The following is a 23,071-nucleotide window of genomic DNA, read 5'->3' as shown; positions in this document are numbered from 1 at the left end:
ATTTTTCGCGGAAATATTTTAACAGGATCACACTTTTGTCGTGCAAATATAATTGTGTGATCTACACTCAATATCAGCCGCATTATTCGCCTGCATTCCAGCAATTCAGGCGATTTTTCATTGCCATTTACAAAAAATATTACCCCGTTCACATTCGCGCTCAGCCCTTATATCACGGGAAGTCCCGCCACTTGGCCTTTGGCAATATTCATGCCACAACCAAATTCAGGGTTGTCTCAGATTCTCAGTATGTTAGGGTAGAAAAAGGTCACTATTTCCATCAGGTAATATATCGATATAAACAAATAACAGGAATCATTCTATTGCATGGCAATTAAATTAGAAGTTAAAAATCTCTATAAGATATTTGGAGAGCATCCCCAGAGAGCCTTCAAATATATTGAAAAAGGACTTTCAAAAGAGCAGATTCTGGATAAAACGGGGCTATCGCTTGGCGTTAAGAACGCCAGTCTGGCCATTGAAGAAGGCGAGATATTTGTCATCATGGGATTATCCGGTTCGGGTAAATCCACAATGGTACGCCTTCTCAATCGCCTGATTGAACCCACCCGCGGACAGGTATTGATTGACGGCGTAGACATCGCCCGGATATCCGATGCTGAGCTTCGCGAGGTGCGCAGAAAAAAGATTGCGATGGTGTTCCAGTCCTTTGCCCTGATGCCGCACATGACGGTTCTCGACAATACGGCATTTGGCATGGAATTAGCCGGCGTAGGTGCAGATGAACGTCGTGAAAAAGCGTTAGATGCACTGCGTCAGGTTGGTCTGGAGAATTATGCTCACGGCTACCCGGATGAACTTTCCGGGGGGATGCGCCAGCGTGTAGGCCTCGCCCGCGCATTAGCCATTAACCCTGACATCTTATTAATGGATGAGGCCTTCTCAGCCCTCGATCCATTAATTCGTACTGAGATGCAGGATGAACTGGTAAAACTACAGGCGAAGCATCAACGTACCGTGGTCTTTATATCGCATGACCTCGACGAAGCCATGCGTATTGGCGACAGAATTGCCATTATGCAAAACGGTGAAGTGGTCCAGGTCGGCACGCCAGATGAAATCCTGAATAATCCGGCCAATGATTATGTACGCACCTTCTTCCGTGGCGTCGATATTAGCCAGGTCTTTAGCGCGAAAGATATTTCACGCCGTAGTCCTGAAGGTTTGATTCGTAAAAACCCCGGGGTGGGTCCACGTTCTGCGCTGCAATTATTGCAGGACAAAGATCGCGAATATGGTTACGTGATCGAACGCGGCAATAAATTCGTTGGCGTTGTCTCTATCGACTCATTAAAAACAGCGTTAAGTCAGGCGCAAGGTATTGAAGCGGCATTGATCGATGAGCCGTTAGCCGTAGATGCACAAACCCCTCTCAGCGAGTTGCTTTCTCATGTCGGTCAGGCCCCGTGCGCGGTGCCGGTTGTAGATGAGGAACAGCAGTATGTGGGCGTCATTTCAAAACGCATGCTGTTACAGGCTTTAGATCGTGAGGGGGTAAACAATGGCTGATCAAACTAATCCGTGGGACACCACACCAGCGGCCGATAGTGCCGCACAAAATGCTGATGCCTGGAGTACGCCATCAGGCGCACCCACTGACGGTGGTGGCGCGGACTGGCTGACCAGCGCACCCGCGCCGGCACCAGAGCATTTCAATATTATGGATCCGTTCCATAAAACGCTGATCCCGCTGGACAGTTGGGTCACAGAGGGGATCGACTGGGTCGTTACCCATTTCCGTCCGGTCTTCCAGGGCATTCGTGTCCCGGTGGATTACATTCTCAACGGCTTTCAACAGCTGCTGTTAGGTATGCCAGCCCCGGTAGCGATTATCCTGTTCGCGCTGATTGCCTGGCAGATTTCCGGCGTGGGGATGGGCGTTGCTACGCTGATTTCCTTAATTGCCATCGGTGCCATCGGCGCGTGGTCGCAGGCCATGATAACCCTGGCGCTGGTGTTGACCGCGCTGCTGTTCTGCGTGGTTATCGGTCTGCCGATGGGGATCTGGTTGGCGCGCAGTCCACGGGCAGCAAAAATTGTTCGCCCGCTGCTGGACGCCATGCAAACCACACCCGCGTTTGTCTATCTGGTGCCGATTGTCATGCTGTTCGGTATTGGTAACGTCCCGGGCGTAGTGGTGACGATTATCTTCGCCCTGCCGCCAATCGTGCGTCTGACTATTCTGGGGATTAACCAGGTGCCAGCCGATCTGATTGAAGCCTCGCGCTCGTTTGGCGCCAGCCCGCGTCAGATGCTGTTTAAAGTGCAGCTCCCGCTGGCAATGCCCACCATTATGGCTGGGGTTAACCAGACGCTGATGCTGGCGCTCTCAATGGTCGTCATCGCATCGATGATTGCCGTCGGCGGACTGGGCCAGATGGTTCTGCGCGGAATCGGTCGTCTGGATATGGGGCTTGCCACCGTCGGCGGGGTTGGGATTGTGATCCTCGCTATCATTCTCGACCGCCTGACGCAGGCCGTCGGTCGCGACTCGCGTAGTCGTGGCAACCGTCGCTGGTATACCACCGGTCCCATTGGGCTTATCACTCGCCCTTTCACGAAGTAATACACCCGTTGCCCGGTGACGCATGCTTACCGGGCTTACAATTCATTAACTTACACAAAATCATTCAAGTTGCATCGCGGCGGCAAACGAATGTATCTCCAGGAGCGTACAAGTAGTACGTGACTGGGGTGCATGAGTGCAGCCAACAAAGAGGCCGCTTGAAGGATGAAGTGTAATAAGGAACAACGATGCGACAGAAAGTAATTATTGCCACAGCGTTTGCCACCCTTGTCTCCACCAGCGCTTTCGCTGCCGACCTGCCGGGCAAAGGCATCACCGTACAGCCAATCCAGAGCACTATCTCTGAAGAATCCTTCCAGACGCAGTTAGTCGCCCGTGCGCTGGAGAAACTGGGTTACACCGTTAACAAAACCAGCGAAGTTGACTACAACGTCGGCTATACCTCCATTGCCTCTGGCGATGCAACTTTTACCGCCGTGAACTGGCAGCCGCTGCATGATGATATGTACGCCGCTGCGGGCGGAGACAAAAAGTTTTATCGCGAGGGGGTATTCGTTACGGGTGCCGCGCAGGGTTATCTGATCGACAAGAAAACCGCTGAGCAGTATAAAATCACCAATATCGCCCAGTTAAAAGATCCGAAGATCGCCAAAATCTTTGACACCAACGGTGACGGAAAAGCCGATATGATGGGCTGTTCACCGGGCTGGGGCTGTGAAGCAGTAATCAACCACCAGAACAAAGCTTTCGATCTGGAAAAAACCGTCGAGGTCAGCCACGGTAACTATGCGGCGATGATGGCCGACACCATTACCCGCTTCAAAGAAGGTAAACCCATTCTTTACTACACCTGGACACCGTACTGGGTGAGCGACGTCATGAAACCAGGTAAAGATGTGGTCTGGCTGCAGGTGCCGTTCTCTTCCCTGCCAGGCGAGCAGAAAGATATTGATACCAAACTGCCAAACGGCGCCAACTACGGCTTCCCGGTGAACACTATGCATATTGTCGCCAATAAAGCCTGGGCGGAGAAAAACCCGGCTGCGGCGAAACTGTTTGCCATCATGAAGCTGCCGCTGGCGGATATCAACGCGCAGAACGCAATGATGCACGACGGGAAAGCGTCTGAAGCCGACGTACAGGGTCACGTTGACGGCTGGATCAAAGCCCACCAGCAGCAGTTTGACGGCTGGGTGAACGAAGCGCTGGCCGCGCAGAAATAACCCACTCGCAGGCCTGATGAGTGTAGCGCCATCAGGCCTGTAACCGCATAAATGCCGGATGGTGGCGCGATGCACCTAATCCGGCCTATCCTCCCTCCCCCAATCGCACAATCCATCACTCAACAAATCAGCAACAGTTAATCACTTCCGTTATGATTGTTTTCTGCAACCCATTATTCAGTTGAAAACCATGACGAAAACCACTCAGGGACTTAGCCCTTCGCTGATCCTGTTAATGTCTATCGCCACCGGCCTTGCCGTCGCCAGTAACTATTACGCGCAACCGCTGCTCGACACCATCGCGCGCAACTTTTCGCTATCTGCCAGTACTGCAGGGTTTATCGTCACTGCGGCCCAGCTCGGCTACGCTGCCGGCCTGCTGTTCTTAGTGCCGCTCGGCGATATGTTTGAACGTCGGATGCTGATTGTCTCCATGACGTTGCTCGCGGCTGGCGGCATGCTGATCACCGCCAGCAGCCAGTCGCTGGGTATGCTGATTCTCGGCACCGCTCTGACCGGGTTGTTCTCGGTAGTGGCACAGATTTTGGTTCCGCTGGCGGCAACGCTTGCCACACCGGACAAGCGCGGGAAGGTTGTCGGCACGATTATGAGCGGCCTGCTGCTGGGTATTCTGCTGGCGCGCACCGTGGCGGGATTACTGGCGAATCTTGGCGGCTGGCGCACCGTATTTTGGGTCGCATCAGTATTAATGGCGCTGATGGCGGTTGCGCTGTGGCGCGGCCTGCCGAAGATGAAATCCGATACTCATCTTAACTATCCTCAGCTGTTAGGCTCGGTATTCAGCCTGTTTATTCACGATAAATTGCTGCGTACCCGCGCGATGCTGGGCTGCCTGACTTTTGCCAATTTCAGTATCCTGTGGACCTCGATGGCGTTTTTGCTCGCCGCGCCGCCGTTTAACTATTCGGAAGGAATGATTGGTCTGTTCGGTCTGGCGGGTGCCGCAGGGGCGTTAGGCGCACGTCCTGCGGGCGGTTTTGCCGATAAAGGTAAATCCCACCTGACCACAACCATGGGGCTGCTCTTACTGCTGCTTTCCTGGCTTGCTATTTGGTTTGGGCACACTTCAGTCCCCATGCTGATTATCGGTATTCTGGTGTTGGACCTCACCGTTCAGGGAGTACACATCACCAACCAGACGGTTATCTATCGCATTCATCCGGATGCGCGTAATCGCCTGACCGCCGGATACATGACCAGCTATTTTATTGGCGGAGCGGCAGGTTCGCTAATTTCAGCCTCTGCCTGGCAGCATGCCGGGTGGGCTGGCGTTTGTCTGGCGGGTACGACCGTTGCCGTACTCAACCTGGTGGTCTGGTGGCGAGGTTTTCACCGTCAGGAAGCCGTAAATTAAGCGTATAGCGCATGTTTACCGCTGATTGGGCTCCACAGGGTGTTAAGGAGCCCATCAGTCTGCTAAGGTTATAACTCATTGAACCAAGTTATATTAATTTCGGTAATGAAACCTATAACCCTATGGAAAGCCCTGTACCCCAGTCTGAATCCTGTTCGGCAACGTTAACGGAAGGATTCAAAGACAGCCTGCCAATAGTCATCAGCTATATTCCGGTCGCTTTTGCATTTGGTCTCAATGCCACTCGCCTTGGCTTTACGCCGGTTGAAAGCGTCTTTTTCTCCTGCATTATCTATGCGGGAGCCAGCCAGTTTGTCATTACCACCATGCTCGCTGCGGGCAGTTCGCTGTGGGTCGCCGCCCTTACCGTCATGGCCATGGATGTCCGTCATGTTTTGTACGGCCCTTCCCTGCGCAGCCGAATAGCCCAGCGACTGAGTAAACCCAAAAGTGCACTCTGGGCTTTTGGCCTTACCGATGAAGTCTTTGCCGCCGCAACGGCAAAACTGGTCCGGGATAATCGGCGCTGGAGTGAAAACTGGATGATCGGCATCGCACTGTGCTCTTGGGCCTCCTGGGTGTTTGGTACGGTGATCGGCGCGTTTTCCGGCAGTGGTTTACTCAAGGATTACCCGGCGGTTGAAGCGGCACTGGGATTCATGCTCCCGGCGCTGTTTATGAGCTTCCTGCTCGCGTCATTCCAACGTAAACAAGCGCTCTGCGTGACTGCCTCCCTGGCCGGGGCGCTGGCTGGCGTCATGCTGTTTTCCATACCTGCCGCTATCCTTGCAGGTATTGTCTGCGGATGCCTGACGGCGCTCATCCAGTCATTTTGGCAGGGAGGTCCTGATGAGCTATGAGGTTCTGCTACTTGGCCTGTTGGTCGGCTGCGTTAATTACTGTTTTCGTTATTTGCCGCTCCGTCTTGGGGTAGGCAATGTTCGCCCGACGAAGCACGGCGCGACGGGCATACTACTCGACACTATTGGCATTGCATCTATTTGCGCCCTGCTGGTGGTGTCTACCGCACCAGAAGTTATGCACGACGCTCGTCGGTTCGTGCCTACGCTGGTGGGGTTTGTCATACTGGGCGCAAGCTTCTATAAGACCCGCAGCATCATCATTCCAACGTTACTGAGTGCTCTGGGCTATGGATTAGCCTGGAAAATGCTGGTTGTCTTATAGATAAAAACAATCATTTTAAATAAATAATACATTTACTTTATTTGTCACTGTCGTTACTATATCGGCTGAAATTAATGAGGTTATACCCAAATGGATAGTTCGTTTACGCCCATTGAACAAATGCTAAAATTTCGCGCCAGCCGCTACGAAGAGTTCCCTTATCAGGAAGTGCTTCTGACCCGCCTATGCATGCACATGCAGGGCAAGCTGCTGGAAAACCGCAATAAGATGCTGAAAGCTCAAGGGATTAACGAGACGTTGTTTATGGCGTTGATTACGCTGGAGTCTCAGGAAAACCACAGTATTCAGCCTTCTGAACTGAGTTGTGCGCTTGGCTCGTCACGCACTAACGCTACCCGCATTGCGGATGAGTTAGAAAAACGTGGCTGGATCGAACGTCGTGAAAGCGATAACGATCGCCGCTGTCTGCATCTGCAATTGACCGAGAAAGGCCATGCATTTTTGCAAGAGGTGTTACCGCCTCAGCATAACTGCCTGCATCAGCTCTGGTCGTCTCTTAGCACCACCGAAAAAGATCAGCTTGAGCAAATTACCCGTAAACTTCTGACCCGTCTTGATCAGATGGAGCAGGATGGCGCGGTGTTAGAAGCGCTGCGCTAACGCGCCGACTCGCTCAGAAATCCAGATTTATAAATGAAAAAACCGACAGGCCAGCACGCATACTGCTGGCCTGTCTGATAAACAGGTCGGCTCAGCCGATGTGAAAAAAATAAGATCGTGGAGAACAACATGAGCGCAAATGCGGAGACTCAAACCCCGCAGCAACCGGTCAAGAAGAATGGCAAACGTAAAAGTATGCTGCTCCTTCTGACCTTGCTCTTTATTATCATTGCCGTGGCATATGGGATTTATTGGTTTTTAGTACTTCGTCATGTCGAAGAGACAGACGATGCTTACGTGGCAGGGAACCAGGTTCAAATCATGGCTCAGGTATCAGGCAGCGTGACGAAAGTCTGGGCTGATAACACTGACTTTGTAAAACAAGGCGATGTGCTGGTCACCCTCGACCAGACAGACGCAAAGCAGGCATTTGAAAAAGCCAAAACTGCGCTGGCTTCCAGCGTGCGTCAGACGCACCAGTTGATGATCAACAGCAAGCAGTTACAGGCAAGTATTGAAGTGCAGAAAACCGCACTGGCGCAGGCACAAAGCGACTTTAATCGCCGAGTTCCGCTGGGTAATGCCAACCTGATTGGCCGCGAAGAGCTGCAACACGCTCGTGATGCCGTCGCCAGCGCTCAGGCCCAGCTTGATGTCGCGATCCAACAATATAATGCTAACCAGGCGATGATTCTGGGTAGCAAGCTGGAAGATCAGCCCGCTGTGCAACAGGCTGCCACCGAAGTGCGCAATGCCTGGCTGGCGCTGGAACGTACCAGAATTGTCAGCCCAATGACCGGTTATGTATCCCGTCGCGCCGTACAGCCTGGTGCGCAAATTAGCCCAACCACGCCGCTGATGGCGGTTGTTCCGGCCACTAACCTGTGGGTAGATGCCAACTTCAAAGAAACACAGCTCGCGCACATGCGTATCGGCCAACCGGCGACCGTTATCAGCGATATTTACGGCGATGACGTAAAATATACCGGTAAAGTTGTCGGTCTCGATATGGGTACGGGCAGCGCCTTCTCCCTGCTGCCAGCGCAAAACGCAACCGGCAACTGGATCAAAGTCGTCCAGCGTCTGCCGGTACGTATCGAACTGGATGCGCAGCAACTGGCACAGCATCCATTACGTATTGGTTTGTCTACGCTGGTTACGGTAGACACCTCAAATCGTGACGGACAAATTCTGGCAAGCCAGGTTCGCACCACGCCGGTATCAGAAAGTAATGCACGTGAAATCAACCTTGCTCCGGTCAATAAGATGATCGAAGAGATCGTGCGGGCCAACGCGGGTTAATTCAAAGGTGCGTGTGATGCAACAGCAAAAACCGCTGGAAGGCGCGCAGCTCGTCATTATGACGATCGCGCTGTCCCTGGCGACATTCATGCAGGTGCTGGACTCCACCATTGCTAACGTGGCGATCCCCACTATCGCCGGGAACCTCGGCTCTTCACTGAGCCAGGGGACCTGGGTGATCACCTCATTCGGGGTGGCGAACGCTATCTCTATTCCGATCACCGGCTGGCTGGCAAAACGCTTTGGCGAAGTAAGACTCTTTATGTGGTCAACTATCGCCTTCGTCATTGCGTCATGGGCATGCGGGATGTCCACCAGCCTGAACATGCTGATTTTCTTCCGCGTAATCCAGGGTATTGTCGCCGGTCCATTAATTCCGCTGTCACAGAGCCTGTTGCTGAATAACTATCCACCCGCCAAGCGTTCCATCGCCCTCGCGCTATGGTCAATGACGGTGATTGTTGCCCCGATATGTGGTCCTATTCTTGGGGGCTATATCAGCGACAACTATCACTGGGGCTGGATATTTTTTATCAACGTGCCAATCGGGGCTGTGGTGGTATTGATGACACTGCAAACCCTGCGCGGTCGGGAAACCAAAACCGAGCAGCGGCGCATTGACGCCATTGGTCTGGCACTGCTGGTCATCGGTATCGGCAGTTTGCAGATTATGCTCGACCGCGGCAAAGAGCTGGACTGGTTCGCCTCGCAGGAGATTATCATCCTGACTGTGGTTGCCGTGGTTGCTATCAGCTTCCTGATCGTCTGGGAGCTTACCGACGAGCACCCCATTGTCGATCTCTCGCTGTTTAAGTCGCGCAACTTTACCATCGGCTGCCTGTGTATCAGCCTGGCCTATATGCTTTACTTCGGCGCAATCGTCCTGCTGCCGCAGCTGTTGCAGGAGGTATACGGCTATACAGCAACCTGGGCTGGTCTGGCGTCAGCGCCGGTTGGGGTGATTCCGGTGATCCTGTCTCCGATTATCGGCCGCTTCGCGCACAAGCTGGATATGCGTCGGCTGGTAACGTTCAGTTTTATTATGTACGCCGTCTGTTTCTACTGGCGTGCGTGGACGTTCGAGCCGGGTATGGACTTTGGCGCATCGGCCTGGCCGCAGTTTATTCAGGGGTTCGCGGTAGCCTGCTTCTTTATGCCGCTAACCACCATTACGCTGTCCGGCTTACCACCAGAGCGTCTGGCGGCGGCGTCCAGCTTGTCGAACTTTACGCGAACGCTGGCAGGTTCCATTGGCACATCGATTACGACGACAATGTGGACAAACCGCGAGTCGCTGCACCATGCTCAGCTAACGGAATCTGTTAACCCCTACAACCCAAATGCACAGGCTATGTACGATAAGCTGCAGGATTTAGGGATGACGCACCAGCAGGCTTCAGGTTGGATAGCTCAGCAGATCACTAATCAGGGGCTGATTATTTCCGCTAACGAAATCTTCTGGATGTCGGCGGGGATCTTCCTGGTCCTGCTTGGCCTGGTGTGGTTCGCCAAACCGCCCTTCGGTGCGGGCGGCGGCGGTGGTGGCGCACACTAACTATCTGATAAAAGGGATCTGCGGATCCCTTTTTTATTAGACCTACAATCAGAAGTAATATTTGAATCTCAGACGCCCGCCGTAACGCGCATCTTCGCTGTTATCACCATTATTCGGATTGGCCTCTACCCATGAAGCATAGGCACCGAGGTAGATGTTAAAGTTTTTCATATCCATCACATTGGGGAATAAATATGAGGCATGAATAGTGTGAATGTCATAATTGCCGGGATCGGTGATCCAGCAATCGTCCTCACAAACGGCATCGATATTGGTAGCATTGAAAGCTTCGATTTTGTTATGCGCATAGATATAACCCAGTTCAAATCGATGCCACAACGCATTCACCCCAGCGGTAAAATCTGTCTCATCGGTCGCATCCATATAGGCGGTATTCAGGTTAATCACTGCGCCATCTTCCGGGTCCGTTTTTTGACCATTCCAGGTCATGGTAAAACCATAGCCCGTACGATCTGACTGATCGATCCACGTCCCATTTTGGTAATAACCGTAGGCGTTGTTAACGACGTTACTTTCCATCGCTATCGCCGTTGAAAAACGCCCATTTTGCCAGGCGATAACCGGACGGACGTAAGCCACGTTTTTATCGTTGGTTAAATCCATTCCGTGGTACTGCTTCTCGGTATATAACGTACTGCCATTTTCCAGCAATGTGTTAACTTCGAAATACCAGTTGTCGATGGTTTTGCTCAGCAGGAAGTTACCCCCGCTGTCGCTACGTCCCCGTCCTTCTTTCATCATATAGATATAGCCGTAACCGTCACTGTAGAGATCGTTCGCTGTATTCCCCGAATATTCAACAAACGTATCCTGATTCAGCGGGAACATATCGTAGGCTTCAAAACGACCAACCTTAATTTTCCAGTCATTCTCACGACCAAAGAAGAAAACGGCATCATCGAGGTTCATTTTTCCGGTCAGGTCCGCCAGAGGCTGTACCGAGAACCCTGCAAAATTACCGTTGTCCCGCCGCTGGTAGCCATCAAAGCCCAGCAACAGGCGTCCGTTAATATCCCAGCGTTCATTGGTTCCTGGTGCCCAATCTTTATTCGCTGACGTTCTCGTCGATGTCAGGCTACCGGAACGGCTTGCCGCATCCATATTAAATTCGACATCGCCATAGAACTTAATATCGCTGAAGCCAGATAATGTCAGCTTAGGCGGAGTTTCACCTGCTGCAATCGGCTCGGCAGACTGGACATTCACCGTCGGCGTAGCGGCGACCTGCTGCTGCTTCAGTGAGCGAATTTGTGCCTCAGCATCGGATGCCCGTTTTTCGGCATTAACAACACGTTGCTCCAGTTCAGCCAGACGCTGCTCAATAGTGATATTATTTGCTGCCCAAAGGTTATGAGAAAAGCAAGCACCGATCATCAGCGCCAAATATTTAGCCTTCATTTTCATCCCTAAAGTTTAATGTATACCAGATAAGATTTGATAAAAACCCTATCTACCGGCTATTAAAAGAGTCTTGTTATTACCCGGATATCTGGCGTATTCCATTATGTTTTTCTATTAATTATTTATGTTTTTTAGTTTATGTGATCAATACACTCTGGCATCGTTAATTATCCACCTCTTTCTGCTTGCCAGATCACATTTTATTATTTAACAGGTCAGGCATCATTTAAATTAAAATATATTCTCGCCGCAAATATAATAAACGCACATTATATTAAGCAATAAAAAACCCCGGACATAAACCGGGGTTAATTTAAATACTGGAACAGCTAATCAATAAGACTAAATATGCAGTTCCTGCAGTTTCTCTTTCGGTAGCGCCAGCTCTTCATTGCTGTTCACGCGTACATCACGCTCCAGAATATGACGCGCGATATCCTGTGCTTCGCTAAGAGAGTGCATCTGATACGTACCGCACTGGTAAACGTTCAGCTCCGGGATCTGGTTCTGATCCTGTACTTTCAGCACGTCCGCCATTGCCGCTTTCCACGCGTCGGCTACACGCTGTTCGTCCGGCGTACCAATCAGGCTCATGTAGAAGCCAGTACGGCATCCCATCGGAGAGATATCAATAATCTCAACGCCGTTACCGTTAAGGTGGTTACGCATAAAACCTGCAAACAGGTGTTCCAGCGTATGGATACCTTTCTCAGGCATCACTTCTTTGTTCGGAATGCAGAAACGCAGATCAAACACGGTGATTGCGTCGCCATGCGGGGTGTTCATCGTTTTTGCAACCCGGACCGCGGGAGCTTCCATCCGGGTGTGATCGACAGTAAAACTATCTAACAACGGCATTTAGCCACCTCCGATAAATTTTTTAAAAATAATCTGAACTCTTTGTTCCGGGGCGAGTCTGAGTATATGAAAGACGCGCATTTGTTATCATCATCCCTGTTTTCAGAGATGAAATTTTGGCCACTCCCGAGTGGCCTTTTTCTTTTGTATCAAGCGTGCTTTTCCAGCCACACGCTAAACGGCTCAGTATCAGCCGCTTCGATCTCCTGCTGACGACGCTTTGAAGCCTCGGTTTCAGCAATAAATTCAGCTTCCTGCACTATTTCTAACGGCTCTTCACGCAGCAGATTTCGGTAAGCCTCACCCAACGCTTTGCCCGTGCCGCCAATGCCTTCATCAATCATAGACCGTAGGATCCGGGCAGAGAAAGTCAGTTCAGGATTGTCAAAACAGGCAACCAGTTCATCACAGACCTTCTGATACTCCTCTCCCCCATCGATGCTGTCCAGCGTTTGTGCCACGCGTTTCAGATCGCGGAACAAATCTTTCCCAACCTTCGGCAGCGGGAACTGGGCTGTTTCACAGCCAATACCTAACGTCAGCCCAGGCTTACGCCCTTCGAGAATCACGCGATTCCAGTTTTTACGCGTACACAGCAATTCATCGCTGCTCATTTCCGGGGCATCAGCCAGTGCACACCAGACCATAAACAGATCGAGGAAACGCACCTGCTGCTCGTCCACGCCGATAGGCGAGAACGGGTTGATATCCAGCGAGCGTACTTCGATGTACTCGATACCGCCACGTAGAAGCGCATCTGATGGCGTTTCTCCACGACGAGTGACGCGTTTCGGGCGAATAGGCGCATACAGCTCATTTTCAATCTGCAGAACGTTGCTGTTGATTTGCAGACGCTTACCGTCTTTCTCCAGACCGATCGCCGCGTACTCCTCGGAAGGCGTCTTAATCGCGCGCTTTAATCCTGCCACATACTCATGCAAATCGTTAAACGTAATTCCGAGATTGCTTTGCGACTTATTGGTATAGCCCAAATCACTCAGACGCAGCGACGTTGCGTACGGCAGGTAATACATCCCACAGTCGGTTTTTTCAAACGGCAGAGTTGTCGGTTTTCCTTGCAGGAATGAGGAACAAATGGCCGGAGAGGCACCAAACAAATACGGGATCACCCAACCAAAACGGTAGTAGTTGCGGATCAGACGGAAGTAGCCCGCGGAGATCTTCTCTTTTGCATCCTCACCTTCGGTTACACCGCATTTCGCCTGCCAGAAAGCCATAGGCAGCGAGAAATTGTAGTGTACGCCCGAGATTGTCTGCATCAACGCGCCGTAACGGTTTTTGAGGCCTTCACGGTACAGCGTCTTCAGGCGACCGGTATTTGACGTACCATACTGCGCCAGTTCGATATCCTGACCTTCGGCAATATAGCAAGGCATGCTCAACGGCCACATACGCTCGTCGCCAAGGTTTCTGGCGGTATAACGATGTAAGTCGCGCATGAACGTGAGCATTTTCTCAATGTCGTCACCGGGAGGAGTAATGAACTCCAGCAATGCTTCGGCAAAGTCAGTGGTTATCCACTTATGCGTTAGCGCTGAGCCTAACACCTCAGGATGGCCTGTCGTTGCTAATGACCCATCTGCATTAACACGCAGCGTTTCGCGCTCCAGACCACGTTGAATCCCCTTTAACGCCTGAGGATGGTTTTCCAGCCAGGCCAGCGCCTGTGATACGTCCGGGATCAAATTGACCTCCCGCCTGTCAAAATCGTTTTAATTAGCATAATGGTATTGGTTACCCTGAAGGCTATCCCACAACACAATTAGTGCCACCACATAATGCCTTGTGTCGTAACCGCTGCGACAACAACATAGCGCAGCGCCTTGCCAAGGCATAAGAAAAAGAGAACTGGGCCCCACGAGATGCGCATCCACCCGGCTAACAGGCACAGCAAATCCCCCACAACCGGCATCCAGCTTAATAATAGTGTGACAGCGCCATAGCGCCGCAACCAGCCTGTGGCTTTTTCTTGCCAGCGCGATGTTTTACGCAATGGAAAGAAACGCCCAAGGATAACGTTAGTTAACCCTCCAAGGCTATTACCCATTGTTGCTGTTAAGACTAAGACCCAGGGATGACTGACCCCGGAAACCAACAAAGCAACCAGAACAACTTCAGAATTGCCGGGTAATAGCGTGGCACTGAGAAAACTGCTGGCAAACAGTGACAGGAGCGACAGTCCATCACTCACAATAACCGGACATCCACGGCATCCATTCCCGCGGCATGCGCCGCCTGTATTCCAAAATCGGCATCTTCAAACACGACGCAACGAGCCGGAACAACCCCCATACGTTCGGCACAAAGCAAAAACGTATCAGGAGCCGGTTTATGGTGTTGTACGTGATCGGCTGCGACTACAGCATCAAAATAGCGACGCAGACCAAGGTGAGCGAGCAGCGCTTCTGCAATTGCGCTTTCACTCCCCGTACCTACCGACATAGGACGACGACCATGCCAGGCTTTCACGACATCAACCAACGGCAAAGGCTGGACGCTATCCAGCAGCATGCTTCTCACCTTGTCGGTTTTTTCACGTGCCAGTGCATGAGGATCAAGATCGGCATGGTTCAATTCAATTACCGACTGCGCAATACGCCACGTTGGGGAACCATTAAGAGCGACCATGGCATGTTCATCAAACCGTAGTCCATAATGCCCCAATACCTCATGCCACGCCTTACGATGCGTAGGCTCGGTATCCAGGATGGTACCATCCATATCAAAAATCAAACCCGCATAACGTTCGTACATCGTCTTCTCACAAGCCGAGTGACCAGACGTTATTTTATCGTAATTGATTGATTTTGTCGCTGACAGCGAATTGAGGGGTGTTCAGAGAGTATGTGGAAATGATTTGAGGGGGAGATGGTGCTGCCGATTATCTCGCAGACCGTGAAACAACAGTTTCGCTATTATTCAGGAGAAGATGGTGCATCCGGGAGGATTCGAACCTCCGACCGCTCGGTTCGTAGCCGAGTACTCTATCCAGCTGAGCTACGGATGCATCGGGAATTGCTGATTACTACTGATACTGCAAAGAAGATGGTGCATCCGGGAGGATTACTCGGCTGCGCCTCGCCCTGCGGGCCGTTGCTGAAGCAACGTTATCCTCCCTGGTGCTCGCGATTATCGCGCAGACCATGAAACAACAGTTTTGCTGTTGTCTCGGAGAATATGGTGCATCCGGGAGGATTCGAACCTCCGACCGCTCGGTTCGTAGCCGAGTACTCTATCCAGCTGAGCTACGGATGCATCGGAAAACTTGCTTTACTGCCGATATTGATATCGTGATAAGCGATATCAAGTAAGAGATGGTGCATCCGGGAGGATTACTCGGCTGCGCCTCGCCCTGCGGGCCGTTACTAAAGCAACGTTATCCTCCCCGGTGCTCGCGATTATCTCGCAGACCATGAAACAACAGTTTGCTGTTGCCTCGGAGAAGATGGTGCATCCGGGAGGATTCGAACCTCCGACCGCTCGGTTCGTAGCCGAGTACTCTATCCAGCTGAGCTACGGATGCATCAGGGAAACTTACTTTACTGCAGATTTGATGTCGCTGCTAAAGCGCTATCAAGTAATATGGTGCATCCGGGAGGATTCGAACCTCCGACCGCTCGGTTCGTAGCCGAGTACTCTATCCAGCTGAGCTACGGATGCAAATGGCGGTGAGGCGGGGATTCGAACCCCGGATGCAGCTTTTGACCGCATACTCCCTTAGCAGGGGAGCGCCTTCAGCCTCTCGGCCACCTCACCAACACGCCTCTTGCGAGTGCTTCGAAGAACTTGTTTCTGCTCATCGTCGCTGCGTGGCGCACATATTACTTTCTGGGACTTATAAGTCAAACAATTTTTCCAGAGCTTTTATCGTTTGCACATTTCACGCGCAATTAGTCTGCAAAAACGGCAAAAAGAGTGTTTTATCAACAGATAAATTGGCAATTTCCTGAAGGAGTGAACAAACGGAAACTTCGCAGGAAAAGGCATTACGCGCAGTGGAATCGAAAAAATGGGGAAGACGAAGAAGAAAAGAGAAGAAAAGAGAAGAAAAGAGAAGAAAAGAGAAGAAAAAGAGTAACTCAATCAGGTTGCGCCTCACCAGAAAGGTGAGACGCGAAAACCTTAGTAACTGGACTGCTGGGATTTTTCAGCCTGGATACGCTGGTAGATCTCTTCACGATGGACAGAAACTTCTTTCGGGGCGTTTACGCCAATGCGTACCTGGTTGCCCTTCACCCCTAAAACTGTCACGGTGACCTCATCGCCTATCATGAGGGTCTCACCAACTCGACGAGTCAGAATCAGCATTCTTTGCTCCTTGAAAGATTAAAAGAGTCGGGTCTCTCTGTATCCCGGCATTATCCATCATATAACGCCAAAAAGTAAGCGATGACAAACACCTAAGTGTAAGCAGTCACGGCATCACATTCTGTTAAACCTAAGTTTAGCCGATATACACAACTTCAACCTGACTTTATCGTTGTCGATAGCGTTGATACAAACGCTGCGGATTGAAGTCCGCAGCGTCGACTTACGCTTATAATTATTACAGTTTTGCGCTGACCCAGCCTTTCACACTGGCTAACGCTGCAGGCAGAGCCGCTGCATCCGTACCACCGGCTTGCGCCATGTCCGGACGACCGCCACCCTTACCGCCGACCTGCTGAGCGACCATTCCAACCAGTTCCCCTGCTTTCACGCGATCTGTCACGTCCTTAGACACACCCGCAATCAGAGAAACCTTACCTTCCACTACCGTTGCCAGAACGATAACGGTAGACCCCAGTTGATTTTTCAGATCATCAACCATGGTACGCAACATTTTCGGCTCAACGTCCGCGAGTTCGCTGACCAGCAGCTTCACGCCGTTGATATCAACCGCTTTGCTGGAAAGATTTGCACTCTCCTGCGCCGCAGCCTGTTCCTTCAATTGCTGCAATTCTTTTTCCAGTTGACGTGTACGCTCCAGCACGGAACGAACTTTGTCACCGATATTCTGGCTATCGCCTTTCAGCAGCTGCGCAATATCGCTTAAGCGATCGCTCTCAGCATGCACGGTTTGGATAGCACCTTCACCGGTTACGGCTTCAATACGACGAACGCCTGCCGCAGTACCTGACTCGGACACAATGCGGAACAGACCGATATCACCCGTACGGCTGGCGTGAGTACCGCCACACAACTCGGTAGAGAAATCACCCATGCTCAGAACGCGCACATGGTCGTCATATTTCTCGCCAAACAGTGCCATTGCGCCTTTGGCTTTTGCCGCTTCGAGATCCATGATGTTCGTTTCAATCGGCAAGTTGCGACGGATTTGCGCGTTCACCAGATCTTCAACGGCACGGATTTCAGCAGGCTTCATTGCTTCGGTATGAGAGAAGTCGAAGCGCAGCAGTTTATCGTTAACCAACGAACCTTTCTGTGCCACATGCGTGCCCAGAACCTGGCGCAGCGCCGCGTGCATCAGATGCGTTGCGGAGTGGTTCAAACGAATACGCGCACGACGGGCTTCATCCACATCAGCCTGTACCGCATCACCAATTTTCAGAGAACCCGCAGACAGCTTGCCAATGTGACCAATGGCCTGGCCATATTTCTGCGTGTCGCTAACGGCAAACGCGAAGCCTGCGCCTTTCAGTTCACCCTTGTCGCCAACCTGACCACCAGATTCCGCATAGAACGGCGTCTGATCCAGTACGACAACGGCTTCCTGACCTGCGTTAATTGCGTCTACCGCTTTACCATCAACAAACAGCGCGGTCACTTTGCCGTTCAGTTCCAGGTGCTCGTAGCCTTTAAATTCAGAGGCGCCATCAACGCGAATCATCGCATTGTAGTCTGCGCCGAAGCCGCTGGCTTCACGCGCACGACGGCGCTGTTCTTCCATTGCAGCTTCAAAGCCTGCTTCGTCAACCTTAATGTTACGCTCGCGGCAAACGTCTGCCGTCAGATCAACCGGGAAACCGTAGGTGTCATACAGACGGAATGCGGTTTCGCCATCCAGCGTATCGCCAGACAGTTTTGCCAGTTCTTCGTCCAGCAGCGCCAGACCACGCTCCAGAGTACGCGCAAACTGCTCTTCTTCGGTTTTCAGAACCTGTTCAACCATAGCCTGCTGACGCTTCAGTTCTTCACCTGCAGAGCCCATCACGTCCACCAACGGACCAACCAGCTTGTAGAAGAAGGTATCCTTCGCGCCCAGCATGTTGCCATGACGTACCGCACGACGAATGATACGGCGCAGCACATAGCCACGGTTTTCATTCGACGGGACAACGCCATCGGCAATCAGGAATGCACAGGAACGGATATGGTCAGCGATAACGCGCAGAGACTTGTTGCTCAGATCGGTTGCGCCAGTGACTTTCGCCACGGATTCAATCAGTGAGCGGAACAGGTCGATTTCATAGTTGGAGTTAACGTGTTGCAGCACGGCCGCAATACGCTCCAGACCCATACCGGTATCCACGGACGGTTTCGGCAGCGGTTCCATGGTGCCGTCAGCCTGACGGTTGAACTGCATGAAGACGATGTTCCAGATCTCAATGTAGCGATCCCCATCCTCTTCTGCGCTTCCCGGAGGTCCACCCCAGATATGGTCACCGTGGTCGTAGAAAATTTCGGTACATGGACCGCAAGGACCGGTATCACCCATCTGCCAGAAGTTGTCTGAAGCATAAGCCGCACCTTTGTTATCACCGATACGGATGATACGTTCGCGCGGAATACCGACTTCTTTTTCCCAGATTTCATAGGCTTCATCGTCAGTTTCATAGACGGTTACCCACAGACGCTCTTTTGGCAGAGCAAACCAGTTTTCACCGGTCAGCAGTTCCCATGCATATTGAATAGCGTCGTGTTTGAAGTAATCGCCGAAGCTGAAGTTGCCCAGCATTTCGAAGAAAGTGTGGTGACGTGCAGTGTAACCGACGTTTTCCAGGTCATTGTGTTTACCGCCCGCACGTACACAACGCTGCGAGGTGGTTGCGCGGGAATAATTACGCTTGTCGAGGCCAAGGAAAACATCCTTGAACTGGTTCATCCCGGCGTTGGTAAACAACAAAGTAGGGTCATTGTTCGGTACCAGGGAGCTGCTGGCAACTACCTGGTGTCCTTTACTATGGAAAAAATCGAGAAACGCCTGACGGATCTCAGCGGTGCTCTTGCTCATAATTATCCTGAAGAAATCAAGCTAACGAAATGTCATTACCAGCATCGGCACGCAAACTGCGCCTCTGGCAATCGAAAAGTGGGAATAAGATAAGTTTTCTTTACTGGGAAGTAAAATCCCGTATGCGGTCAATCGTCAAAATTTCGCCATATTGCCAGAATATCTTCCATCAGATAGCCGCGATAGAGCAAAAAACGCTGGACCTTTACTTTATCTGAAAAATCGACAGGTAAAGGTTCACCGTACTTCCGAATGGCCTGCTCGCGTGCAAGCACTGCCCAGTCAATTTCGCACTCACGCATGGCCCGCTCGATAGCTTCACGCGCGATCCCTTTTTGGTTTAATTCCTGGCGCACTCGGGCTGGTCCATAACCTTTGCGGCTACGGCTGGCGATAAACTGCCGCACGAAACGATCATCATCCAGATAACGACTTTCAATACACCAGGCGATGACCTTGTCGTAATCCTCCGGCGTGGCATCAATTTCTTCTGGTCCATTTTTCCCCATCACCGGAGCGGCCAGCTTGCGCCGCAGTTCCTGCTCGCTGTGGTCGCGCATCGCCAGAATACGTACAGCGCGGTCAAGCAGTCGGGAATAAGCGGAACGGCGGGAAGTTGCTTCTGTCATAGTAAGCCTTCAGAAATGAAAAAGGGCTGCATGATATGCAGCCCTTTACTATATGTGATTCACAACATGCGATTCAAAACAGATTATCAGAAATCTTCGTTCGTTTCTTTTACGTCTTCGCCGCTGTCATCAACGGAGAAATCAGGCGTTGAATCCTGGTTATTGAGCAGTAACTCACGCAATTTCTTCTCAATTTCTTTCGCAGTTGCCGGATTTTCTTTCAGCCAGTTGGTCGCATTCGCTTTACCCTGACCGATTTTCTCACCGTTGTAGCTGTACCATGCACCGGCTTTTTCAATCAGCTTCTCTTTCACGCCCAGGTCAACCAGTTCGCCGTAGAAGTTGATGCCTTCACCGTAAAGGATCTGGAATTCAGCCTGTTTGAACGGCGCTGCAATTTTGTTTTTCACAACCTTAACGCGGGTTTCGCTGCCGACCACGTTGTCGCCTTCTTTCACCGCGCCAATACGACGGATGTCCAGACGAACAGACGCATAGAATTTCAGGGCGTTACCACCGGTGGTGGTTTCCGGGTTACCAAACATAACGCCAATCTTCATACGGATCTGGTTGATGAAAATCAGCAGCGTGTTGGACTGCTTCAGGTTACCGGCCAGCTTACGCATTGCCTGGCTCATCATACGCGCCGCAAGGCCCATGTGAGAGTCGCCAATCTCGCCTTCGATTTCTGCCTTCGGCGTCAATGCGGCAACGGAGTCGACAACGATAACGTCAACCGCACCGGAGCGCGCCAGCGCATCACAGATTTCCAGCGCTTGTTCACCGGTATCCGGCTGAGAACACAGCAGGTTGTCGATATCAACGCCAAGCTTACGGGCATAGACCGGATCCAGCGCGTGTTCCGCATCGATAAATGCACAGGTTTTACCTTCACGCTGCGCAGCGGCAATAACCTGCAGGGTCAGCGTTGTTTTACCGGAGGATTCAGGCCCGTAGATTTCGACGATACGGCCCATTGGCAAACCGCCCGCGCCCAATGCGATATCCAGAGACAGCGAACCGGTGGAGATAGTTTCCACATCCATGGAACGGTCTTCACCCAGGCGCATGATGGAGCCTTTACCGAATTGCTTTTCGATCTGACCCAGCGCTGCAGCCAACGCTTTCTGTTTGTTTTCGTCGATAGCCATTAATTACTCCTGTCATGCCGCTTTCGGGTTAAACCGCGAAACGTGATAGATAATGTTCTGTTGAAGCAATTATACTGTATGCTCATACAGTATCAAGTATTTTGTAGAAATTGTTGCCACAGGGTTTGTAACGCGTAGACGGTCGCCTGTCGACGTACCGCGTCGCGATCGCCGCTGAAGCATTCCCTACGCGTAATCCCCTCACCGCTCACGCTGGCAAAGGCGAACCATACGGTACCTACGGGCTTTTCTTCACTGCCGCCATCCGGCCCGGCAATACCGCTGATCGAGACTGCGAAATGCGCGCGGGCAGCTTTTAGCGCGCCAATCGCCATCTCCACCACCACAGGCTCGCTCACCGCCCCATGCTGGGCCAGCGTCTCTTCGCGCACGCCAATCATTTGTGCTTTAGCTTCGTTGCTGTAGGTCACAAACCCGCGTTCAAACCAGGCGGAGCTTCCGGCAATATCCGTAATCGCTTTGGCCACCCAGCCGCCGGTGCAGGACTCCGCCGTCGTAACGGTCGCCCCACGCGCTTTCAGTGCCAGGCCAACCTGCTCACTTAACTGCATCAGTTCACTGTCGGTCATTTCAGCCTCTGTCAGTTAAAAAATATGCCGGACAAGATAGCACTTTCATAACCAATGTGGGGATGGAGAGAACGTTTTACGAGGGGGATTCCAAAAATTGCTCCGTTGCATAAATAAGACCTGCCGGATGACGATGTCAGGGCATCTTATCCGGCCTACAAGAGATTTCTTCCTGTAGGCCGGTGGAGCGATTACTGCACGCGCGCCAGCGCGACCGCCTGACCCAACTGCCACACGGCCATCGCATAGTGGGTACTGTGGTTGTAGCGGGTGATGGTGTAGAAGTTCGGCAGTCCATACCAGTACTGATAGCCGGTACCAATATCCAGGCGCAGCAGGCTGGCCTGCTGATGATTACCCAACGACTGCTGTGGCGTCAGACCCGCGGCAGCAAGCTGAGAAATGCTGTACTGGGTTTTAAAGCCGTTCGCCAGCCCAGGTGCCTGACCATTTGCCGGCACCGCGACCGTATCGCCTTTCACCCAGCCGTGGCCCTTGAAGTAATTCGCCACGCTACCGATGGCATCAACCGGATCCCACAGGTTAATGTGGCCATCACCATTAAAATCAACGGCATATTGTTTATAGGAAGACGGCATAAACTGGCCGTAACCCATCGCGCCGGCAAAAGAACCTTTCAAATCGAGCGGATCGTCGCTTTCATCTCGCGCCATCAGCAGGAAGGTTTCCAGTTCACCAGAGAAGTATTCCGCACGACGAGGATAGTTAAACGACAGCGTCGCCAGCGCATCCAGAATACGGGTTTTGCCCATCACGCGGCCCCAGCGCGTTTCAACGCCGATAATGCCAACGATAATTTCCGGCGGAACACCATAGACCTGCCACGCACGGTTCAGCGCATCTTCATATTGATTCCAGAAGGCCACGCCATTTTGCACGTTGTCAGGTGTGATGAACTGTTTGCGGTAGCGCAGCCATGCACCGTTAGGACCGGCTGGCGGCTGAGTCGTCGGTGCCTGGCGATCCATCAAACGCAATACCGAGTCCAGACGCTTGGCCTGCGACAGGATCTCCTGCAGCTGCTGGCGGTCAAAGCCGTGCTTGTTGACCATTTTCTCGATGAACTGCTGCGCGTTCGGATTATTGGCAAAATCACCGCCCGTTTGCATGACGTTGTGCTGTGGCTCAAGCAGGAAGCCGCCGGATGGCGCCCCCGTAGTCGTTTGAGTCTCTGAAGGTTTAGGTTTGCTGCTACAGGCAGCGAGCAGTACGAAAAGGGGGAGTAACGCTACATAACGACGCTTGAACATGAGACATCCATTAAACAAATTCAGCCTGGGAGAAGTATGGTAAAGCATCCTCCGCCATACAAGGAAGCGGTAGTCGCTCTCCTTCACAGAATTTACATCCCCTTTCATCTCTGACCTTCACATTTGCGAGCTTTCACGTAATAACT

Annotated in this window: 20 protein-coding genes and 5 tRNA genes; 9 read left to right on the top strand and 16 right to left on the bottom strand. The window is 51.9% G+C overall.

The window, feature by feature from the left end; translation table 11 throughout:
* Positions 1–327 precede the first annotated feature (327 nt).
* From proV to emrB, 9 genes are all read left to right on the top strand, one after another.
* On the top strand, positions 328–1,530 hold the full coding sequence (proV, locus tag SK35_RS05540) for a glycine betaine/L-proline ABC transporter ATP-binding protein ProV (RefSeq protein WP_003825980.1): 1,203 nt from the start codon (positions 328–330) through the stop codon (positions 1,528–1,530).
* Positions 1,523–2,587, top strand: a complete 1,065-nt coding sequence (gene proW, locus SK35_RS05535) for a glycine betaine/L-proline ABC transporter permease ProW (RefSeq protein WP_008785611.1) — start codon at positions 1,523–1,525, stop codon at positions 2,585–2,587. Before proV ends, proW begins: the two co-directional genes overlap by 8 nt.
* Positions 2,588–2,775: 188 nt before the next feature.
* Complete coding sequence (gene proX / locus SK35_RS05530; protein WP_048215698.1) at positions 2,776–3,771, top strand: glycine betaine/L-proline ABC transporter substrate-binding protein ProX; 996 nt, start codon at positions 2,776–2,778, stop codon at positions 3,769–3,771.
* A gap of 190 nt (positions 3,772–3,961) precedes the next feature.
* On the top strand, positions 3,962–5,146 hold the full coding sequence (locus SK35_RS05525; RefSeq protein WP_048215697.1) for an MFS transporter: 1,185 nt from the start codon (positions 3,962–3,964) through the stop codon (positions 5,144–5,146).
* A 122-nt stretch (positions 5,147–5,268) separates the two neighbouring features.
* The gene (locus SK35_RS05520; RefSeq protein WP_003825971.1) at positions 5,269–6,006 is read left to right on the top strand and encodes an AzlC family ABC transporter permease; all 738 of its coding nucleotides are present in this window, start codon (positions 5,269–5,271) and stop codon (positions 6,004–6,006) included.
* The gene (ygaH, locus tag SK35_RS05515; RefSeq protein ID WP_048215696.1) at positions 5,996–6,331 is read left to right on the top strand and encodes an L-valine transporter subunit YgaH; all 336 of its coding nucleotides are present in this window, start codon (positions 5,996–5,998) and stop codon (positions 6,329–6,331) included. Before SK35_RS05520 ends, ygaH begins: the two co-directional genes overlap by 11 nt.
* 90 nt (positions 6,332–6,421) lie before the next feature.
* The gene (emrR, locus tag SK35_RS05510) at positions 6,422–6,952 is read left to right on the top strand and encodes a multidrug efflux transporter EmrAB transcriptional repressor EmrR (protein WP_003037300.1); all 531 of its coding nucleotides are present in this window, start codon (positions 6,422–6,424) and stop codon (positions 6,950–6,952) included.
* Positions 6,953–7,081: 129 nt separating this feature from the next.
* Positions 7,082–8,254: a multidrug efflux MFS transporter periplasmic adaptor subunit EmrA gene (gene emrA, locus SK35_RS05505; protein WP_003825968.1), complete on the top strand. Its 1,173-nt coding sequence runs from the start codon at positions 7,082–7,084 to the stop codon at positions 8,252–8,254.
* A 16-nt stretch (positions 8,255–8,270) separates the two neighbouring features.
* Positions 8,271–9,809: a multidrug efflux MFS transporter permease subunit EmrB gene (emrB, locus tag SK35_RS05500; RefSeq protein ID WP_003825966.1), complete on the top strand. Its 1,539-nt coding sequence runs from the start codon at positions 8,271–8,273 to the stop codon at positions 9,807–9,809.
* A 48-nt stretch (positions 9,810–9,857) separates the two neighbouring features.
* Here emrB and SK35_RS05495 read toward each other — a convergent pair whose 3' ends face one another.
* From SK35_RS05495 to mltB, 16 genes are all read right to left on the bottom strand, one after another.
* Positions 9,858–11,228, bottom strand: a complete 1,371-nt coding sequence (locus tag SK35_RS05495) for a carbohydrate porin (RefSeq protein ID WP_008785614.1) — start codon at positions 11,226–11,228, stop codon at positions 9,858–9,860.
* A 345-nt stretch (positions 11,229–11,573) separates the two neighbouring features.
* A complete protein-coding gene (gene luxS, locus SK35_RS05490) occupies positions 11,574–12,089 on the bottom strand; it encodes an S-ribosylhomocysteine lyase (RefSeq protein WP_003037312.1) in 516 nt (171 codons plus the stop codon).
* A 149-nt stretch (positions 12,090–12,238) separates the two neighbouring features.
* Positions 12,239–13,795, bottom strand: coding sequence for a glutamate--cysteine ligase (gshA, locus tag SK35_RS05485; protein WP_032944711.1), 1,557 nt, complete (start codon positions 13,793–13,795; stop codon positions 12,239–12,241).
* A 77-nt stretch (positions 13,796–13,872) separates the two neighbouring features.
* Positions 13,873–14,301 carry a YqaA family protein gene (locus tag SK35_RS05480; RefSeq protein ID WP_003825961.1) on the bottom strand — a complete coding sequence of 143 codons (429 nt, stop codon included), beginning with the start codon at positions 14,299–14,301 and terminating at the stop codon, positions 13,873–13,875.
* Positions 14,298–14,864: a fructose-1-phosphate/6-phosphogluconate phosphatase gene (gene yqaB / locus SK35_RS05475; RefSeq protein ID WP_003825960.1), complete on the bottom strand. Its 567-nt coding sequence runs from the start codon at positions 14,862–14,864 to the stop codon at positions 14,298–14,300. Before yqaB ends, SK35_RS05480 begins: the two co-directional genes overlap by 4 nt.
* A gap of 176 nt (positions 14,865–15,040) precedes the next feature.
* A tRNA-Arg gene (locus SK35_RS05470) sits at positions 15,041–15,117 on the bottom strand.
* Between the two features lie 171 nt (positions 15,118–15,288).
* Positions 15,289–15,365, bottom strand: a tRNA-Arg gene (locus SK35_RS05465).
* A 191-nt stretch (positions 15,366–15,556) separates the two neighbouring features.
* A tRNA-Arg gene (locus SK35_RS05460) sits at positions 15,557–15,633 on the bottom strand.
* 60 nt (positions 15,634–15,693) lie between these two features.
* Positions 15,694–15,770 (bottom strand) — tRNA-Arg (locus tag SK35_RS05455).
* Positions 15,771–15,773: 3 nt separating this feature from the next.
* Positions 15,774–15,866 (bottom strand) — tRNA-Ser (locus SK35_RS05450).
* Positions 15,867–16,232: 366 nt separating this feature from the next.
* Positions 16,233–16,418 (bottom strand): carbon storage regulator CsrA, encoded by a 186-nt coding sequence (gene csrA, locus SK35_RS05445; RefSeq protein WP_000906486.1) that lies wholly within the window; start codon positions 16,416–16,418, stop codon positions 16,233–16,235.
* A gap of 238 nt (positions 16,419–16,656) precedes the next feature.
* Positions 16,657–19,284, bottom strand: a complete 2,628-nt coding sequence (gene alaS, locus SK35_RS05440; protein ID WP_048215695.1) for an alanine--tRNA ligase — start codon at positions 19,282–19,284, stop codon at positions 16,657–16,659.
* A gap of 128 nt (positions 19,285–19,412) precedes the next feature.
* Positions 19,413–19,913, bottom strand: a complete 501-nt coding sequence (gene recX / locus SK35_RS05435; protein ID WP_048215694.1) for a recombination regulator RecX — start codon at positions 19,911–19,913, stop codon at positions 19,413–19,415.
* An 86-nt stretch (positions 19,914–19,999) separates the two neighbouring features.
* A complete protein-coding gene (gene recA, locus SK35_RS05430; RefSeq protein ID WP_003037330.1) occupies positions 20,000–21,064 on the bottom strand; it encodes a recombinase RecA in 1,065 nt (354 codons plus the stop codon).
* Positions 21,065–21,156: 92 nt separating this feature from the next.
* Positions 21,157–21,654 (bottom strand): nicotinamide-nucleotide amidase, encoded by a 498-nt coding sequence (gene pncC / locus SK35_RS05425; RefSeq protein ID WP_003825955.1) that lies wholly within the window; start codon positions 21,652–21,654, stop codon positions 21,157–21,159.
* Between the two features lie 191 nt (positions 21,655–21,845).
* Positions 21,846–22,925, bottom strand: a complete 1,080-nt coding sequence (mltB, locus tag SK35_RS05420; RefSeq protein WP_003037336.1) for a lytic murein transglycosylase B — start codon at positions 22,923–22,925, stop codon at positions 21,846–21,848.
* Between the last annotated feature and the right edge of the window lie 146 nt (positions 22,926–23,071).

Source organism: Citrobacter sp. MGH105 (genome assembly GCF_001037485.2).
GTDB classification, from domain to species: Bacteria; Pseudomonadota; Gammaproteobacteria; order Enterobacterales; family Enterobacteriaceae; genus Citrobacter; species Citrobacter portucalensis.
This window is presented reverse-complemented; position numbering and strand designations above follow the sequence as displayed.

Coding starts and splice junctions, on each gene's coding strand:
- proV (WP_003825980.1), top strand. CDS start 328: ATGGCAATTAAATTAGAAGTTAAAAATCTCTATAAGATATTTGGAGAG.
- proW (WP_008785611.1), top strand. CDS start 1,523: ATGGCTGATCAAACTAATCCGTGGGACACCACACCAGCGGCCGATAGT.
- proX (WP_048215698.1), top strand. CDS start 2,776: ATGCGACAGAAAGTAATTATTGCCACAGCGTTTGCCACCCTTGTCTCC.
- SK35_RS05525 (WP_048215697.1), top strand. CDS start 3,962: ATGACGAAAACCACTCAGGGACTTAGCCCTTCGCTGATCCTGTTAATG.
- SK35_RS05520 (WP_003825971.1), top strand. CDS start 5,269: ATGGAAAGCCCTGTACCCCAGTCTGAATCCTGTTCGGCAACGTTAACG.
- ygaH (WP_048215696.1), top strand. CDS start 5,996: ATGAGCTATGAGGTTCTGCTACTTGGCCTGTTGGTCGGCTGCGTTAAT.
- emrR (WP_003037300.1), top strand. CDS start 6,422: ATGGATAGTTCGTTTACGCCCATTGAACAAATGCTAAAATTTCGCGCC.
- emrA (WP_003825968.1), top strand. CDS start 7,082: ATGAGCGCAAATGCGGAGACTCAAACCCCGCAGCAACCGGTCAAGAAG.
- emrB (WP_003825966.1), top strand. CDS start 8,271: ATGCAACAGCAAAAACCGCTGGAAGGCGCGCAGCTCGTCATTATGACG.
- SK35_RS05495 (WP_008785614.1), bottom strand. CDS start 11,228: ATGAAGGCTAAATATTTGGCGCTGATGATCGGTGCTTGCTTTTCTCAT.
- luxS (WP_003037312.1), bottom strand. CDS start 12,089: ATGCCGTTGTTAGATAGTTTTACTGTCGATCACACCCGGATGGAAGCT.
- yqaB (WP_003825960.1), bottom strand. CDS start 14,864: ATGTACGAACGTTATGCGGGTTTGATTTTTGATATGGATGGTACCATC.
- csrA (WP_000906486.1), bottom strand. CDS start 16,418: ATGCTGATTCTGACTCGTCGAGTTGGTGAGACCCTCATGATAGGCGAT.
- alaS (WP_048215695.1), bottom strand. CDS start 19,284: ATGAGCAAGAGCACCGCTGAGATCCGTCAGGCGTTTCTCGATTTTTTC.
- recX (WP_048215694.1), bottom strand. CDS start 19,913: ATGACAGAAGCAACTTCCCGCCGTTCCGCTTATTCCCGACTGCTTGAC.
- recA (WP_003037330.1), bottom strand. CDS start 21,064: ATGGCTATCGACGAAAACAAACAGAAAGCGTTGGCTGCAGCGCTGGGT.
- pncC (WP_003825955.1), bottom strand. CDS start 21,654: ATGACCGACAGTGAACTGATGCAGTTAAGTGAGCAGGTTGGCCTGGCA.
- mltB (WP_003037336.1), bottom strand. CDS start 22,925: ATGTTCAAGCGTCGTTATGTAGCGTTACTCCCCCTTTTCGTACTGCTC.